Annotated in this window: 13 protein-coding genes; 2 read left to right on the top strand and 11 right to left on the bottom strand. The window is 71.4% G+C overall.

Annotated features, from left to right (window positions below; all coding sequences use genetic code 11):
- Positions 1-152 precede the first annotated feature (152 nt).
- The gene (locus tag ACAX67_RS00200) at positions 153-2,714 is read right to left on the bottom strand and encodes an amidohydrolase family protein (protein ID WP_370701794.1); all 2,562 of its coding nucleotides are present in this window, start codon (positions 2,712-2,714) and stop codon (positions 153-155) included.
- 190 nt (positions 2,715-2,904) lie between these two features.
- The gene (locus ACAX67_RS00205; protein WP_370701795.1) at positions 2,905-4,158 is read right to left on the bottom strand and encodes a choice-of-anchor P domain-containing protein; all 1,254 of its coding nucleotides are present in this window, start codon (positions 4,156-4,158) and stop codon (positions 2,905-2,907) included.
- A gap of 231 nt (positions 4,159-4,389) precedes the next feature.
- Between ACAX67_RS00205 and ACAX67_RS00210 the strand changes: the two genes are divergently transcribed.
- The gene (locus tag ACAX67_RS00210; RefSeq protein ID WP_370701796.1) at positions 4,390-5,835 is read left to right on the top strand and encodes a M1 family metallopeptidase; all 1,446 of its coding nucleotides are present in this window, start codon (positions 4,390-4,392) and stop codon (positions 5,833-5,835) included.
- 113 nt (positions 5,836-5,948) lie between these two features.
- Positions 5,949-7,490, top strand: coding sequence for a hypothetical protein (locus ACAX67_RS00215; protein WP_370701797.1), 1,542 nt, complete (start codon positions 5,949-5,951; stop codon positions 7,488-7,490).
- On the opposite strand, the gene ACAX67_RS00220 is transcribed toward ACAX67_RS00215, so the two are convergent.
- From ACAX67_RS00220 to ACAX67_RS00260, 9 genes are all read right to left on the bottom strand, one after another.
- Positions 7,487-8,545 carry a serine/threonine-protein kinase gene (locus ACAX67_RS00220; RefSeq protein ID WP_370701798.1) on the bottom strand — a complete coding sequence of 353 codons (1,059 nt, stop codon included), beginning with the start codon at positions 8,543-8,545 and terminating at the stop codon, positions 7,487-7,489. The two genes, ACAX67_RS00215 and ACAX67_RS00220, sit on opposite strands and share 4 nt — an antisense overlap.
- Positions 8,546-8,619: 74 nt before the next feature.
- On the bottom strand, positions 8,620-10,110 hold the full coding sequence (locus ACAX67_RS00225; protein WP_370701799.1) for a dihydrolipoamide acetyltransferase family protein: 1,491 nt from the start codon (positions 10,108-10,110) through the stop codon (positions 8,620-8,622).
- A 3-nt stretch (positions 10,111-10,113) separates the two neighbouring features.
- Positions 10,114-11,097, bottom strand: a complete 984-nt coding sequence (locus ACAX67_RS00230; protein ID WP_370701800.1) for an alpha-ketoacid dehydrogenase subunit beta — start codon at positions 11,095-11,097, stop codon at positions 10,114-10,116.
- A complete protein-coding gene (pdhA, locus tag ACAX67_RS00235) occupies positions 11,097-12,257 on the bottom strand; it encodes a pyruvate dehydrogenase (acetyl-transferring) E1 component subunit alpha (protein ID WP_527890979.1) in 1,161 nt (386 codons plus the stop codon). The genes ACAX67_RS00230 and pdhA overlap by 1 nt, the downstream gene beginning before the upstream one ends.
- Positions 12,258-12,540: 283 nt before the next feature.
- Positions 12,541-13,329, bottom strand: coding sequence for a hypothetical protein (locus ACAX67_RS00240; RefSeq protein ID WP_370701801.1), 789 nt, complete (start codon positions 13,327-13,329; stop codon positions 12,541-12,543).
- Positions 13,330-13,387: 58 nt separating this feature from the next.
- The gene (locus ACAX67_RS00245; RefSeq protein ID WP_370701802.1) at positions 13,388-14,263 is read right to left on the bottom strand and encodes a hypothetical protein; all 876 of its coding nucleotides are present in this window, start codon (positions 14,261-14,263) and stop codon (positions 13,388-13,390) included.
- Between the two features lie 27 nt (positions 14,264-14,290).
- On the bottom strand, positions 14,291-15,214 hold the full coding sequence (locus ACAX67_RS00250; RefSeq protein WP_370701803.1) for a DUF2510 domain-containing protein: 924 nt from the start codon (positions 15,212-15,214) through the stop codon (positions 14,291-14,293).
- Positions 15,215-15,314: 100 nt separating this feature from the next.
- Positions 15,315-15,569, bottom strand: a complete 255-nt coding sequence (locus tag ACAX67_RS00255; protein ID WP_370701804.1) for a hypothetical protein — start codon at positions 15,567-15,569, stop codon at positions 15,315-15,317.
- Positions 15,570-15,589: 20 nt separating this feature from the next.
- Entirely contained in the window at positions 15,590-16,306 is a 717-nt protein-coding gene (locus tag ACAX67_RS00260) for a DUF2510 domain-containing protein (protein ID WP_370701805.1), read from the bottom strand.
- Positions 16,307-16,360 lie beyond the last annotated feature (54 nt).

The raw sequence follows: 16,360 nt of genomic DNA on the forward strand, positions 1-16,360 counted from the left end.
GTCATTACTCCAAGGTTCCGGGGAAATCGGGCTCAGACTACGGAACTTCTCGTCCGAGGGTCAGCACCGGGGCTGGTGGCCCAGGTGCTGGATCTTACCCGTAGGTAACTTCGGTCTCTGCGTGACGATCGCCTCACCGGCGACCGGGCCCGCTACGACACGACCCGGACCACGTGCCCCGACCTGTCGAAGACGATCCGCACCATCACCCGCGGCGAGGCGTCGGTCTTCGCACAGATCCCGTAGGCACTGCCCAGGCGCAGGTAGGGCTGGCCGACCTTCCTCATCACCTGGACGGTGCCCATCCCGGGGCTGACCAGGCTCCGCACCTGGTCGACCGTCCTGCGAAGCCCGGGGTTGCGGCAGGAGTCGGCCTTGATGCCCTCCGCCCGCTCCCACATCTGCAGGTAGGCCTCGGCGCCGCGAGCCATGTCGTCCTGGATGAGGGCACCGTCACCGGCGTGCTCGGCGTCCGCGACCTTGCCGAGGTCCTGGATCCAGTCGGGGTAGAGGCCGTACTGCGCGACGCCGTCGACGTTGATGTCGTAGACCCGCTCGCCGGCCTGCTGCCGGTCGATCTGCACGCCGTTGAGCCCCGTGAACGGATAGGTCACCGGGTTGGGCACGTCGGGTCCGCGCGGGTTGCCCTGCGCACCGAGCCCGTTCATGTCCGCGCCGTAGCCGATGCCCCAGTAGTAGCGCGGGTCCGCCCACTCCATGTGGCGGCGCCACTTGGAGACGAAGCCCGTCGAGTCACCGGCGTACGGCGTGATGAAGCCACCCGCACGATAGATCCGCGGGTAGGCGTCCGGCGTCGACCACGAGTGGCTGGAGATCACACCGGGGTAGTCGATGTCCTCGATCAGGTCCATCGACGACTGCCGGGCCTTCACGCTCATGTGGTCGGGGTCGAAGATCATGTGCCGCTGGGCCATCGAGCGGATCAGGTGGTCGCCGAGGCCGGTCAGGCCGCGCTTGTTGCAGTGCGCGGGCGGCGGGTAGAGCGGCAGCGCCGGCAGCGAGATCGCCCCGCCGAACAGCTGGAAGATCGCGCCGAAGATCGCGTCCTGCGCCGGCAGTGTCGGCAGCGTGGTCTGGTTGTTGTCGTGGCTCTCGCCGTCGGGCGGGTCGCAGTGCTGCATCTGCCAGAACGACCCGGTCTCCAGGAAGTTGGCCGAGTTGACGAGCAGCCCGACCTCGCCGGAGTCGCCCGCGACACCCGAGAGGGCGTTGTCGAACTTGTTGACCAGCTCCATCTGGCGCACGCCGAGCGCGTGCATCTCGTCGAGGCCCGCGTCGATCTCGGCGGGGTCGCACGCCGGCTGGTCGTGACCCAGCACGTTCTTGTACGTGCAGCCGAACGGGATGCTGGTCTCGATGCCCATCACCACGGCCATCTTCCCGCTGTTGATGACCCGTCTGGCCTCGAAGGGCGTCTTGACGATGCGGTAGAAGCCCTTGCCCGGACCGCCGAACTGGGCGTCGATGTAGTCCTGCATCTCGTACATGTCGTGCGCCTGCAGGCGGATCGAGTCCATGTCGTCACAGGAGTTGCGCTTGATCGGGTAGATCTGGCACAGCTTGTTGTTCTCGACGAGCAGGTTGACGAACAGCCGCTGCCCGCCGCGCCACGAGCGCTCGAGCCACCGGTAGTAGGTGCCCTCGTGGGTGAGCGACTCCGGCGCCGGCCAGTCCTTGAAGGTCGGCCAGCCGACCGGGTCGTGGTGCGTGGTGCCGGACAGGAAGTCCTCCATCACGGCGCCGTACCCGTTGGTCAGCGAGTGGTCGGGACAGTCGACCAGGGCGTACGGCGCGCCGTACTCGTGCCAGGGCCGCCCGCAGTGCACGTCGCCGCCGAGGAACTCGAAGGCCATGCCGTGGGTGTGCGCGTCGACGTAGCCGCGCACCTCCTGGTAGGAGGTGACGCCCGCGTGGGGGTCGCCCTCGACGTCGATCTGCGACTCGGGGTAGGCGGTGCACTCCGCCGACCCCAGCCGGAGGCGGTACGGCGTCGCGACCGTCCCGCCGACCAGGTCGGCGCCGCTCGCGGTCAGCGCCTGGTCGTGGCCGAGGGTGCGGAAGTGGAAGAGGCCGTCGGCGTCGCGGGTGACGGTCCAGTCGGCGTCGGGGCTGGGCTTCACGGCGACGGCGACGTTGCCGCGCACGCTCGCGAGCTCGCCGTCAGGGGTGTGCACCAGGTAGCCGCCGAGGCGGGTCGCCTTGAAGTAGAACTCGGCGGCCTGCGACGCCGGCACGGCGGCGAGGCTGACGTCGGCGCCCTCGCGCACCACGTAGGCGCCCGACGGCGCCTGGATCGTGTAGCAGGCCCCGGCCATCGCGTAGCGGGTCTGGGGCACCGTCGTGCGGGCCGGGTAGGGCGGCACGGTGGTCAGCTTCGGGTCGGGCAGCTGGCGCTCGCGCTGCACGTAGGCGACGGAGGCCTGACGCTCCACCGCGGTGGTGGGGTCCTGCGTGCCCTCCTCGAAGCCGGCGCGCGAGACCAGGTTCTTGGTGCGGGGGTCGTTGTGGTTGTGCGGCGGCGTGCCCGGAGGATCGACGTGCGGCAGCCCGCGCGCTCCCTTGTCGAGCTCGGAGGCGCCGGCCAGGGTCAGCGCGCCGCCGCCCCCGGCGGCGGGCACCGAGATCGCCGTCGCCACGACGGCGGCGGCAGCCACCACCGTCAACCCGATCCGGATCGATTGCTTGCGCTCCACAGCGACCCCGTTCGTCCAGCCCGACGGCCCGCGTGACCGTCGCCACATCCTCAACGACGCAACGGTCGCGGGGGAACGCCCATCAGGTCAAGTGTCCTGATTTTGCGGGGACGAACGCGCCCGGCCGGAGAAATGCAACGGCGGCCGCTCCCCTGCCGGGGAACGGCCGCCGTCGGAGGTGCTCAGGCGATCAGCGGATAGCCTTCTTGACCTGGGCCCGGGCGACGCCGAGGTCGATGACCGCGCCGGTGCCGTCGAGGAGGGTCACCTGCAGGGCGATCACCTCGATGCCGCCGCGCACCATCGTGGTGACGCCCTCCTGGATCTTCACGACACCCGGGATCTCGATCGTGCCGAGGGGCGGCAGCGACTGCGGCTCCCCGTTGACCGTGATCGTCAGTGTCTTCGTGCCTCGCGTGTTGCGGACCAGCTTGCCCGGGACCCGCTTGACGTTGGCCCGCGCCTGGATGCCGTCGATCTCGATGGCGCCGTCGGCGATCGAGACGTGCGCGATGGAGGCCTGGCTCCACGCCTTGGCGCGGCGGCGGCCCCACTGCACGCCGTAGACGGCGGCGTTGGCGGCTCCCACGTTGAGGGCGGCCGGGATGTTGAGGCCCACGGTGTGGGTCTGCTTCACGACGCCCCCGGTGCCCTCGCAGGGGAGGTCCTTCGACGGGGTGCGGCCGATCGTCAGCAGCGAGGAGTCGCCGGTGTTGAGGACCTTGCCCTTGAGGCCGGCGGCGTAGCCGCTCATGATCGAGTTGACGACACCGTCGGTCATCCGCGCCCGGGAGAGCGCGATCTTGACCCGGGTGTTGGTCGGGAGGATCTCGATCAGCAGGGCCTGGGCCCGGGCGAAGATCGAGTGCTCCTTCTTGACCTCCTTGGTCTCACCGAGGGTGATCCGGAGCAGGCCCGGGATCTCGATCGGCTTGCCGAGGGTCGGGATCGCGATGACCTGCGGGTCCTGGCCCGGCAGCGTCAGCACGATGCCGGCGATCTGCGTGTCCACCTGGGAGTGGAAGCCGCTGGCGTCGTGCCAGACCTTGGCGCTCGAGCTCACCGCGCCGAGGGAGAGGCTGCCGAGCGCGGTCTGGAGCAGCGTGATGCCGGCCAGCTTGTGCTCGGAGGTCGCCGTGACGACCTTCCCCTTCTTGATGGTCGCGACCTTGGTGGTCAGCGCGTCGATGGTGCCGAGGCCCGGCAGGTCGACGTTCGCGACGCCGTTGGACCGGTTGAGGCCGGCCAGCGTCGTGCAGGTGATGTGGGCGAAGCCGGTGGCTCCGGACGCGAGCGGGATCTGGCCGCCCTTGATGGCCGTGCCGTAACCCATCGCGTGGAGACCGAAGTCGGTCGGACGCGGGGCGGAGGCAGCGGCCTTGGTGGGCACCACGGGCGCGGCATGGGCCGGGCCGCCCGGGAGCAGGATCACGCTGCTGGCCATGGCAAGCAGCGCACCCCTCAGGGCAAGACGTCGCATAGGGGAAAGCTCCTTAAAGAAAATGAAATCCCGACGGGCATCCCTCGTGACCGCCAGGTGGTGCACTGGATCGTATCGGCTGGTCTAGTCGCGTGGTGCTCAAATGGATAACGGTGGACTACGTGTTTGGAAACGCCTTGAGTGCATGATGTGGCAGTGCCACGTCGATATCGGACAGCACGCGCCGCTGCCGCCGTGCTCGCCCTGACCCTCTCGGGCTGCGGCATCTTCTCCGTCGACGGGTCCGACGACCGGCCGAAACCGGCTCCCGAGGGCACCGCGACGCCCGCGGACCCCACCCCGGCGACCGACGACCTCGACGCGGCCGAGAGCACGCCGCGCGAGGACTCGGTCTACCCCGAGGTCGGCGACCCGCTCGTCGACGCGCTCCACTACGGCCTCTCGCTGGCCTGGACGCCGGAGACCGACACCCTCGACGCGACCGAGGAGCTGACCTTCCGCGCGACCGCCGTCGCCGCGGACGTGCGGCTCGACTTCGACGACGTGCTCGACATCTCCTCGTTGACGGTCGACGGCGACGACGTCCCCTACGACCGCGCCGACCACGACCTGATCGTCCACTACGCCGTGCGCGAGGACGAGGAGCACACCCTCGCGATCACCTACTCGGGCACGCCCCGGCCCGCCCCGGCGCCGACCGAGCGCTCCGACTTCCGCGAGGGCGAGGGCTGGCACGTCACCCCGGAGCACCAGACCTGGACGATCCAGGAGCCCTACGGCGCCTTCACCTGGTACGCCGTCAACGACCAGCCGGCCGACAAGGCGTTCTACGACTTCACGCTCACGGTCCCGGAGCCGTGGACCGGGATCGCCAACGGCGCGCTGACCGACACCTCGGAGGACGGCGGGCTGCGCACGACGACGTGGCACCTCGACGAGCCGGCGTCGTCGTACCTCGTCACGGTGGCGTTCGGCGACTACACGCCGACGCACCTGGAGTCCGAGAGCGGGGTGCCGGTGACGATCTGGGGCCCGACCGACGACCCGTCGGCCCTCGGCGAGACGGAGTACGCCGGCGAGGCGATCGACTGGCTCGAGGGCATCCTCGGGCCCTACCCGTTCGACACCGCCGGGATCTTGATCTACGACGGCTCGAGCGGCATGGAGACCCAGACCATGATCACGCTCGGCTCGACGCCCTACGCGACGTCGCGGGCCGTCGTCGTGCACGAGCTGGCCCACCACTGGTACGGCGACACCGTCACGCCCTCGGACTGGCGCGACGTCTGGATGAACGAGGGCATGGCGATGTACCTCCAAGGCATGTGGGAGGCCCAGCAGGAGCGCATCTCCGTGGACGAGAAGATGGACGCGTGGGCGTCCTACGAGCGCGAGTCGCGCGACTACTCGGGGCCGCCCGCCGACTACGACCCGAGCAAGTTCGGCGACGGCAACATCTACTACGGCCCCGCCCTGATGTGGAACGAGCTGCGTCACAAGATCGGCGACGAGCCGTTCTACGCGCTGCTGGAGGCCTGGCCCGCCGAGCACGCCTACGGCAACGCGGACCGGGAGGACTACCTGTCGTGGATCGAGCAGCAGACCGGGCTGGAGCTGACGTCCTTCTTCGACGACTGGCTGCTCGGAAGGACAACTCCGCCGCGAACAGGTGACGGATAACTAGAACAAGTTCTATGCTTCGAGACGCTCGTTCGTTCCTCGCGAGCTCCTCAGCAACCGTTTCGAGACGCTCGTTCGTGCTCCGCGAGCTCCTCAGCAACCGAAAGAATCCCATGCGCGTGCTCCCCGTCGCGCGACTGGCCGCTGCCGCGGCCGTGCTCGCGCTCGTCACCTCCGCGACGACCTCCGCGCGGGCCGACGACCCGGCGGTGCCCGCCGGACCCAGCCTGCCGCCGATCCCGGCCCTTCCCGGCCTGCCGATCCCTTCGCTGCCGACCGACCTGCTGGTCCCGCACTTCGAAGGCACCCCGGCGTTCAAGAAGCCGCTCGCCGCGCCGCCGGTGCCCCAGAACCCCTACCTGGCGACCAACGGCACGAGCAGCATGCACGACGACCCCTACAGCACCGACGCGTACGACGTCAGCGGACCTCTCGGCCGCAAGCTGGTGCTGAAGTCGCGCAGCTACGGCGTGCGGGAGTGCGCGACGATCGCCTTCGACTCCCGGCACCGCATCGTCGGACTGTGCGGCGGCCTCGAGGGCTTCACGATGATGGTCATCGACCCGGTGACGCTCGGCGTGGTCGACGAGCTGCGCATCTCCGAGCGCGACCTCGCGAGCGGCGCCAACCCACTGACCGACATCTGCGGTGGCACCTACTTCTTCCTCGACGCGCACGACCACGCGTTCGCGACGACGACCGACTCCGGGATCGCCGAGGTCGCCGTGGCCGGCGACGGCACCCTCACCCGCGTCCACGACTGGCCGATGGCCTCCTACCTGCCCGAGGGCGACTGCCTCGTCGCGACCGGCGTCGACTGGGCGGGGCGGCTGTGGTGGTTCAGCCAGCAGGGCGTCGTCGGCACCCTGGACCGCGCGACCGGAGACGTGCACGCGACCCGACTGCCCGAGGGCGAGGGCATCTTCAACTCGATCTCCGGTGACGAGACCGGCGGCATGTACCTCGTCACCACGCACGCGACCTACCGCATGGACGCCGACGCCTCCGGGGCGCCCGCGGTGACCTGGCGGATCCCCTACGACCGCGGCACCGTGACGAAGCCCGGCCAGCTCTCGCAGGGCTCGGGGACCTCGCCCACCCTCATCGGCAAGCGGTGGATCGCGATCGCCGACAACGCCGAGCCCCGCGCCAACGTGGTCGTCTACGACCGCCGCAAGGGCGTCAGCGACCGGCTGCACTGCTCCGTGCCCGTGCTCGCCGACGGTGCGAGCGCGACGGAGAACAGCCTGGTGGCAGCGGGCAATTCCTTGATCATCGAGAACAACTACGGGTACGCCGGCGTGCAGTCCACGCTGCTCGGGAAGTCGACCACCCCGGGCATGGCCCGGGTGCTCGTCCAGGCGAGCGGCTGCCGGGTCGCCTGGACCAACTCCACCGTGATCGCGCCGACCTCCGTCGCGAAGGCCTCGCTCGGCAACGGGCTCGTCTACGCCTACACGAAGCCGGTGCGCAAGGACCTCATCGACGCCTGGTACATCAGCGCGATCGACATCCGCACGGGCAAGGTCCGGTGGAGCCGGCTCACCGGCACCGGCATCCAGTGGAACAACCACTACGCGGCCATCTACCTCGGCCCCGACGGGACGCTCTACGTCGCGACGGTGGCCGGGCTGATCCGGCTGGCTGACGGCTAGGACCGGAAGAGGCAGGACGCACTCGCCTCGACCACCTCGCCGAGGAGCCGGGGACCGGCCGCGGTGCGAGCGAGCACCGCGAGGTCGTCGTCGAGCACGCCGGCGGCCCGGAGCCGGTCGACGCCTTCGGACCGCACGAGGGCGCCGGCCGCGCACGCGGCCTGGTCGGCGGTGAACCCGGCGCCGGCGACGAGCGCAGCCGCGAGGTGCGCCGCCGCCACCTGCTCGTCGGCCCCCGCGTCCGCCGTGCCGGACGTCGTCGCCGGTCCGCGGACCACGGCGACGGCGCCCACCGCCAGCGCGGCCGCGACCAGAGGGGTCAGGACGCCGTACCGACGGACGGTGGGGGCGCGCTCGGCGCGTGCCGCGGCCCGGCGCAGGTCGTCCCGCAGCGCCGCGGCCGTGGGGGGCCGCGCGGCGGGATCGTCGGCGAGCGCGGTGCGCAGGAGGCGTCGTACCCGTCGGTCCGGCCGTCCTCCGACGGCGGCGAGGAGCAGCCGGGCGAGGGCCTCGACGTCCGCCGCGGCGCTCTCCTGGCGTGCCTCGGGCGATGCCCGCGCGGCGACGCCGAAGTCGGCCAGGTAGGCGGCGAGCCGCCCGCCGCGCTCGCGCAGCAGCACGTTGGAGGGCTTGATGTCGCGGTGCACGAGACCGGCCGCGTGGGCGTCGGCGAGGCCGTGCGCGACGTCAGCCACCACGGCGAGAGCGGTGCGGGTCGGGAGCGGACCGCGCGTCCGCAGCCGCCCACGGAGGTCGCCGTCCGGGAGGTACGGCGACACGAGGTAGAGCACGCCGTCGACCTCACCGTGGGCGAAGACCGGCAGCACGTACGGCGAGTCGAGCGAGGCCTGCACGCGCGCCTCCGTGGTGAGGTGCGCGCGGAAGACCGGGTCGCCGGCGAGGGCGGGCGAGACCACCTTCAGCGCCACCCGCCGGTCGAGCGAGGTCTCGACGGCCTCGTGGACCACGCCCATGCCGCCGCGCCCGAGCTCGCGGACGATCGTGTAGGGACCGATCCGCGTGCCCGGCCGCAGCAGCGCCTCGGGCGGGGACATGCCCCGTTCCTACCGGCGCTCGCCCCTGCCGCCAACCCGCCCTCCACAGGCGGGACGGCGTCGGGACGACCGCGTCAGAAGAGCAGCGCCGTCGCCGGGTCGGCGATGATCCCCGCCACGTCGGCCAGGAACTGCGAGCCCGTCGCTCCGTCGATGTGACGGTGGTCGAAGGACAGCGCGAGCGTGGTCACCTGGCGCGGCACCACCTGGTCGTCGACGACCCACGGCATCGGCTTGATCGCGCCCATGCAGAGGATCGCGGACTCGCCCGGGTTGATGATCGGCGTGCCGACGTCGACGCCGAACACGCCGACGTTGGTGATCGTGAAGCTGCCGCCCGCCATGTCGGCCGGCTGGGTGCGGCCCTCGCGGGCCGTCGCGGTCAGTCCCTCGATGGCCTGGGCGAGCTCGACCAGACTGAGGTCCTGCGCGTCCTTCACGTTCGGCACGACGAGCCCCCGCGGGGTGGCGGCCGCGATGCCGAGGTTGACGTAGTGCTTGACCACGACCTCCCCGGCGGCCTCGTCCCAGTAGGAGTTGATCATCGGCGTGCGCCGCATCGCCAGGATCACGGCCCGTGCGTAGACGAGCAGGGGCGAGACCTTGACGCCGCGGAACTCCCGGCGCTCCTTGAGCCGCGCGACGAGCTCGACGGTCGCGGTCGCGTCGATGGTGACCCACTCGGTCACGTGCGGCGCGGTGAAGGCCGACTGCGTCATCGCCGTCGCCATCATCTTCCGCACGCCCTTGATGGGCTCCCGGGTCTCCCGCTCCCCTGCTGCGACCTGGGCGGGCCGGACCGACCCCCCGGTCGAGGAGGGTGCGGCCTCGGCGGAGGAGCGTGCGCCCTCGACGTCGGCCCGGGTGACGGTGCCGCCCGGACCGGTCGGCGTGAGCTGGCGGAGGTCGACCCCGAGGTCCTTGGCCAGCTTGCGCACGGGCGGCTTGGCGAGGACCCGGACGTCACCGGTCCCGACGTCCGCGGCGTCCGCGGCGTCCGCGGAGGGGTCGGCGGGCGCCGGCGCCTCGACCCCGCCCGGCTCACCGGCTGCCCGGGCCTGGTCCTCGGCGGTGTCGAGCACCGTCGAGACCAGCTGGGCCACCTTGCTGTGCTGGTCGGTGGCGTTCTGGTTGAAGACGTCGTGCACGTCGGCGAGCGCGGTGCGCTGCCCGGCCGCCTCCGTCAGGGGGCGGCGCGCGCGCCGGGTGGCGCCGCGGTCGGCCTTGATGCGGCCGACGAGCGACTCCCCCTCCCCGCTGCCGCTGGCGGCGGGGTTGGACAGGTCGATCTCCATCGGCGCGTCCGGGGCTCCCCCGGCGGTCGCCTCCGCCGGCTCGCCGATCGCGATGATCGGGGTGCCGACCGGCACCGTCTCCCCCTCGGGCACGAGGATCGCGGTCACCGCGCCGGCGTACGGCGTCGGCAGCTCGACCAGCGACTTCGCGGTCTCGATCTCGACGACGACATCGTTGATGGCGACGACGTCGCCGACCTTGACCTTCCAGGTCACGATCTCGGCCTCGGTGAGGCCCTCACCGACGTCGGGAAGCAGGTACTCGGGCACGGTTCAGACCTCCAGGCTGCGGTCGACGGCATCGAGGACCCGGTCCAGGTCGGGGAGCCAGTCCTCCTCCAGGCGCGAGGCCGGGTAGGGCGTGTCGAACCCGCCCACCCGCAGCACCGGGGCCTCCAGGGAGTAGAAGCACTCCTCGGTGATCCGGGCGGCCAGCTCGGCGCCGAGGCCGAGGTTGACGTGGGCCTCGTGGACGACGACCGCGCGGCCGGTGCGGCGCACGGAGTCGTAGACCGGGCCCATGTCGAGGGGCGAGAGGGTGCGCAGGTCGATGACCTCGAGCGACTTGCCCTCGCCTGCTGCCGCCTCGGCGGCCTTCATCGCGGTCTTCACCGTCGGCCCGTAGGCGAGCACGGTCGCGTCGCTGCCCTGCCGGACCACGCGCGAGCTGAAGAGCGGCTGCGGCGTGGCGTCCTCGTCGAGCTCGGCCCTCTCCGCGTGGTACTGCCGCTTGGGCTCCAGGAAGATCACCGGGTCGTCGTGGGCGATCGCCTGCTGGATCATCCAGTAGCCGTCGACCGGGTTGGAGCAGCTGACGACCTTCAGCCCGGGCGTGTGCGCGAACTGCGCCTCGGGCGACTCCGAGTGGTGCTCGACCGCGCCGATGCCGCCGCCGAACGGGATCCGGATCACCATCGGCATCTTGATGCGGCCCTGGCTGCGGAAGTGCAGCTTGGCCACCTGGCACACGATCTGGTCGTAGGCGGGGTAGACGAAGCCGTCGAACTGGATCTCGACGACCGGGCGGTAGCCCCGCATCGCCATGCCGACCGCGGTGCCGACGATCCCCGACTCCGCGAGCGGGGAGTCGATGACGCGGTCCTCGCCGAAGTCCTTCTGCAGGCCGTCGGTGATGCGGAAGACGCCGCCGAGCGTGCCGACGTCCTCACCCATGAGCAGGACCTTGTCGTCGGCCTCCATCGCCTTGCGCAGGCCCATGTTGAGGCCCTTGGCCAGGGTCACCTTCTGCGTGGCCATCAGTGCACCGACCCTTCGAACGAGGCGAGGTAGTCGGCGAAGCCGTCCCGCTGCGCCGCCAGCTCCGGCGGGATCTCGCTGTAGACCCGGTCGAAGATGTCGAGCGGCCGGGGGTCGGGCATCGCCTTGCAGCCCTCGCGCAGCGTGTGCCCGATCGCGTCGGCCTCGGCCGCGACGTCGGCGAAGAACGCGTCGTCGGCGGATCCGCTGCGCTTGAGGAAGACCTCCAGGCGCGCGATGGGGTCGCGGAGCTTCCAGCTCTCGACGTCGGCGCTCAACCGGTAGCGCGTCGGGTCGTCGGTCGTGGTGTGGGCACCCATCCGGTAGGTGTAGGCCTCGATGAAGGTCGGGCCCTGGCCGTCGCGGGCGCGCTGCAGCGCCGCCTGGGTCACCGCGTAGGTCGCGAGCACGTCGTTGCCGTCGACCCGCAGGCCGGGGAAGCCGAAGCCGAGGGCGCGCTGGTAGAGCGGGATCCGGCTCTGCCGCTCGATCGGCTCGGAGATGGCCCACTGGTTGTTCTGGCAGAAGAACACCACCGGCGCGTTGTACGACGCCGCGAAGATGAAGGACTCGTTGACGTCGCCCTGGCTGCTGGCGCCGTCGCCGAAGTGGGCGAGCACGGCGGCGTCGCGCTCTGGGTCACCGGTGCCGACGACACCGTCGCGCTGCATGCCCATCGCGTAGCCGACCGCGTGGAGGGTCTGGGCCCCGATGACGATCGTGTAGAGGTTTAAGCCGAACTCCTTCGGGTCCCAGTCGCCGTGGTCGACGCCACGGAAGAGGCCGAGGAGCTTCAGCGGGTCGAGCCCACGGCACCACGCGACGCCGTGCTCGCGGTAGGTGGGAAAGACGAAGTCGTGCGGGCGCAGGGCGCGGCCGGCGCCGATCTGCGCGGCCTCCTGGCCGAGGAGCTGGGCCCAGATGCCGAGCTCGCCGTGACGCTGGAGGGCGGTCGCCTCGACGTCGATGCGGCGCACGAGCACCATGTCGCGGTAGAACCCGCGGAGCTGCTCGGCGGAGAACTCCATGTCGAACTCGGGATGGTGGACCCGCTCTCCCTCAGGAGTGAGGAGCTGGATCAGCTCCGGTCCGCCGTCCTCGTGCTTGGGCCCGAACACCTCGACGAGGTCCGGTCCGAATCCAGTGTCTTGAGGGGTCACAGCACATCCTTCGTCTCGCCGGACGGCGGGGTCTCCGCTGTCCGGTGGCCGGTGTTGTCCGCTCACGGGCCACGGGGGTGGTGCGGCCATGTGATCGGGGCCACAAGCGTAGCGGCGCACACGCTAGCGGGGCGTATCGACGCTGGCGAATCAACTAGGAAGACCGATATTCGGGCCTCCGACAGTCGGAACTCCTACCACTTCTCCGCTGGTCGTCCGGCGAGAAATGCGCGGGTGGCGGGCCCGGTGTCCGGACCCGCCACCCGTGCGGTGCTGGTGTCGCTCAGGCGAGCAGGAAGAAGCCCACCAGCCAGTCGGAGCCGTCGTCGTTGGGCACCAGGCTCCACGTCGCGGTGAACCCGTCGGTCCCGGGCGCGGTGACCTTGGCGACCAGCGTGATCGAGCCGTCGCCGTTGTCGGCAGCGGGCTGGAACTCGTACTCCGCGGCCGACATGTCGGCGTTCGGTGAGGCCTTCTTGCAGCCCTTCTGGTTGCCGTACTCGCTGGAGAACCACTCGGGGGTCGACAGCCCCTCGACCGCGAGGCAGTCGCCCGTGACGAGGGAGTCCAGGTAGGCCCGCGCCGTGATCTGCGGGTCGGCGGCCGGCACGCCGCCGGCGGTCGACGACGTCACCTCGGTCGGCGTCGTGACCTCGGTCGGTGCCGAGGTCGCGGTGCTCGCGCTGAGGTCGGTCGACGGCGCCGTCGGGGCGGTGCTCGTGATGGTGACCGTCTTCTTCGGCGAGTCGTCGCTGTCGTCGCCGCCGAAGGCCGCCACCGCGGCCCAGGCGCCCCCACCGATCAGCAGCACCAACAGCACGACCAGGCCGATGATCAGGCCCACCTTCTTGCCGCCGCCACCTCCGGTCGGGGGCGCGCCGTAGCCGCCGCCCGGAGGCGGGGGCGGCGGGGCGCCGTACGGCTGCTGCGGCGCACCGTACGGCGACTGCTGCGGCGGGGCGCCGTAGGGCTGCTGCGGGGCGGGGGGTTGCTGGGGCGGCACGCCTCCGGGCGCGACCTGGGTCGGAGGGAGTTCGCCGGGTTGGCCGGGTCCGGGGTACTGGTTGCTCACGGTGAGGAGGGTAAACGCCGTTCACCGCGCCTGAGGGGCATTTACCGGGAGTCGGCCCTCAGGCGTACGACGTCCGCGACCGCCGTGGCAGCAGCGAGACGGCCATCAGCAGCACCGCGACGAGCAGCCCGACCACCACCAGCGTCAGGGCCTCGTTGCGCAGCGTGTCGAGCACGACGTCGATTACGAGCCGTGCGAGGTCGCGCTTCTCCGGCTCGACGTGGTCCACCACGAGGCTCTTGAGCGGCCCGATCGCGGCGATGACGAGGGCACCGCCGATCACCAGCCCGACCATCGCGGCGGCGAGGGTGCGCAGCCGGCCGCGCCACCCGGGCACCGCGACCACCGCGAGGAGCACCAGCACCGCCCACAGCAACGGCACCCAGAACGACAGGCCGTCGAGCAGCTGGTAGAGGGTGCGTCCCTTCTCGAGGTCCGGCTCGCGGATCACCGGCAGCGGCAGCGGCGTCGAGGGCAGCGTGATCCGGTCGCCGCCCGGGATGCTCGCCAGCACGTCCTCCAGCACCTGGTCGAGGAGCGGGCGCAGGTCGACGACCACCCAGCCGCTCGTGTCGACGTGGCCCTTCTCGTCGTGCACGACCGCGAGGAACTCGCGGTGGGTGTCGGCGTTGGCCTTGCGCCAGAACTCCGGGAAGCCGTCGCTCTCGACGATGGTCTCCGTCGAGGTCCGCACCGTGGCCTCCAGCGAGGCGGGCAGGCCGACCGGCACCTTGCTCTGCAGGGTCGCGACCGCGGCACCGGCCACCTCGTCGGCGAGCCGCGCGCGCAGGTCGGCGTTGTCGGCCAGTGGCGCGACGGTGTCGACGTAGGCCTGGGTGTCGTCGACGCGGAGCGCCAGCCAGGTCGAGCCGATGCCGAGCGGCACCAACAGCGTGGCGAGCAGCACCGCGAAGACGGCGAAGGCGTGCCTCATGCCGGGTCCTCCCCCGAGATCAGCGCGTCAGGAGAAGATGCCGGCGCCGTCGAACTTCTCCGCGTTGACCTTCCAGTCGCCGTCCTCCTTGACGAGGTAGATCGTGCCCTTGCTCTCCTCGTTGTCGTCGTAGTAGCTGGCGATGTCCTCGTCGTCGCCGGTGTACTCGGTCTTCGAGGTGAACTTCACCTCCGCGGTCTTGTCCTTCTCGTCGACGTCGCCGATCTCGAAGTCGGTCTTGAAGTCGTTCTGGTAGTCCTCGAGGTCGCTCTGGTCGAAGTCGGGGTCGTCCTTGATCGCGTCGTCGACGTCGTCACAGCTGTCGATGTCGAGCTCGTCGAAGAACGTCTTCTGGTCCTCCTCGCGGACGAGCTCGCAGATCCTCTCGAAGTCACCGTCGACGCTCGCGTTGAGGTAGTCCTCGGCGACGTCGTCCGGGTCGCCTCCCGTGACCTTGCTGATGACGAACCAGCCCCCGGCGACGAGCACCAGCAGGAGGACGAGACCGCCGCCGATGATCGCGATCAGCTTGCCGTTGGCGCCACCGCCGCCGACCGGGGCGCCGCCGAAGGACTGACCGTAGGCGCCGGGCTGGCCGTAGCCGGGCTGGCCGTAGCCCGGCTGACCGGCCGGGGCGCCGTACACGCCCTGCGGCGCCGCGGGCTGGCCGGGCTGGCCGGCGCCGGGCTGGCCCGGCTGCTGACCCGGCTGCTGGGGCGGGTAGTCGGCCGCGCGGTTCGGCGCGACCATCGTCGGCATGTCACCCGGCGGCGCGGACGGTGGGGGCGTGGCGGGTGCGGCCGGAGCTGCCGGCGCCGCAGGAGCGGCCGGCGCACCGCCCGCGGGGGGCTGGGTGTGCTCGGTCCACTGGGTGCCGTCCCACCAGCGCTGACCGCCCTGGCCGTCGGGATACCACCCGGGAGGGACGGAGGGCTGGTTCGGGTCTGACATCGCGTCTCCTGACGACTGGGACGACCCGCGGTGCGCGGGTGACAACGGCGGGCATCATTCCACGACTTCTCGTCCGCGAACCCTGCGGACGAGGAGATCGTCAGTCGAGCTTGCTGATGAGGAGCACCAGGAGGACGAACCCGAGCAGCGCGAAGGTCGTCAGGAAGCCCATCAGCAGCCCGACCGTGCGCTTCTTGTTGGGCGGCGGCGGGGGGAGGCCCGGACCGGCTGCGTACGCCGGCGGGTAGCCCTGCGGCGGCGCAGGCGGGTAGCCCTGCGGGGGCGCGGGCGGGTAGCCCGGCTGCGGGACCGGCTGGCCTTGCTGCGGCGGAACACCGTACGGCGGCTGGCTCATGGCAACACCCTAGGTTCGGCTCACGGTGTGTCGGTGAAGAACTCCGAGAAGTCCGAGAAGTAGTCGGAGAAGTAGGACTCCAGCTCCGAGGGGTCGGTCGGGAAGTCCGAGAACAGGTCGGTCGGCAGGTCCGAGAACAGGTCGGTCGGGATGTCCGTGAACAGGTCCGTCGGTGCGTCCGTCGACGTGTCCGACGGGACCGACGGCGCGGTCGGGGTCGCCTCGGTGGAGGCGGACCCGTCCGAGGACGAGGAGTCACTCGGTGCCTCGCTGGACGTCGCGTCGTCGCTGCTGCTCCCGCCGCTGTCGTCGTCGCGCAGGAAGATCGCCCATGCCAGGACCGCGAGGATGGCGACCAGCACGACGGCGCCCACGATCGCCAGCAGGACCAGCAGGCCGCGGTTGCCGTCGCCCGAGGGCGGCGGGTAGCCGGGCCCCCCGGGGCCGCCCGGCTCACCGGCGCCCGGGCCGCCCGGGAAGGACGGCTGCGGGACGGCGCCGTAGGGCGTCGGCGGCGGGCCCGACGGCGGCGGGCTCGTCGGTCCCTGCCCGGGCCACCCCTGCTGCTCGAGCGGACGGGTCGGCTCGGGGGTGCCGGGCTGCACGAAGGTCGCCTCGGAGCCGGTCGCGCCGGAGCCGGGCTGGACGTGGTCGGTCCAGGCTGCGCCGTCGTACCAGCGCATCTGACCGTTGTGGTCGGGGTACCAGCCGGGCTGGCTGGGGGTCTCTCCGGGCACCGGGACTCCTGGGACGTCGTGCGGGACAGGACAACCGTAGTCACCCCGGAGTCC

It is taken from the genome of Nocardioides candidus, assembly GCF_041321175.1.
Lineage (GTDB): Bacteria > Actinomycetota > Actinomycetes > Propionibacteriales > Nocardioidaceae > Nocardioides.

Excerpts from the sequence above, each read along its gene's own strand:
- ACAX67_RS00245 (WP_370701802.1), bottom strand. The coding sequence starts at position 14,263 with ATGAGGCACGCCTTCGCCGTCTTCGCGGTGCTGCTCGCCACGCTGTTG.
- ACAX67_RS00255 (WP_370701804.1), bottom strand. The coding sequence starts at position 15,569 with ATGAGCCAGCCGCCGTACGGTGTTCCGCCGCAGCAAGGCCAGCCGGTC.
- ACAX67_RS00230 (WP_370701800.1), bottom strand. The coding sequence starts at position 11,097 with ATGGCCACGCAGAAGGTGACCCTGGCCAAGGGCCTCAACATGGGCCTG.
- ACAX67_RS00215 (WP_370701797.1), top strand. The coding sequence starts at position 5,949 with ATGCGCGTGCTCCCCGTCGCGCGACTGGCCGCTGCCGCGGCCGTGCTC.
- ACAX67_RS00205 (WP_370701795.1), bottom strand. The coding sequence starts at position 4,158 with ATGGCCAGCAGCGTGATCCTGCTCCCGGGCGGCCCGGCCCATGCCGCG.
- ACAX67_RS00250 (WP_370701803.1), bottom strand. The coding sequence starts at position 15,214 with ATGTCAGACCCGAACCAGCCCTCCGTCCCTCCCGGGTGGTATCCCGAC.
- ACAX67_RS00220 (WP_370701798.1), bottom strand. The coding sequence starts at position 8,545 with ATGTCCCCGCCCGAGGCGCTGCTGCGGCCGGGCACGCGGATCGGTCCC.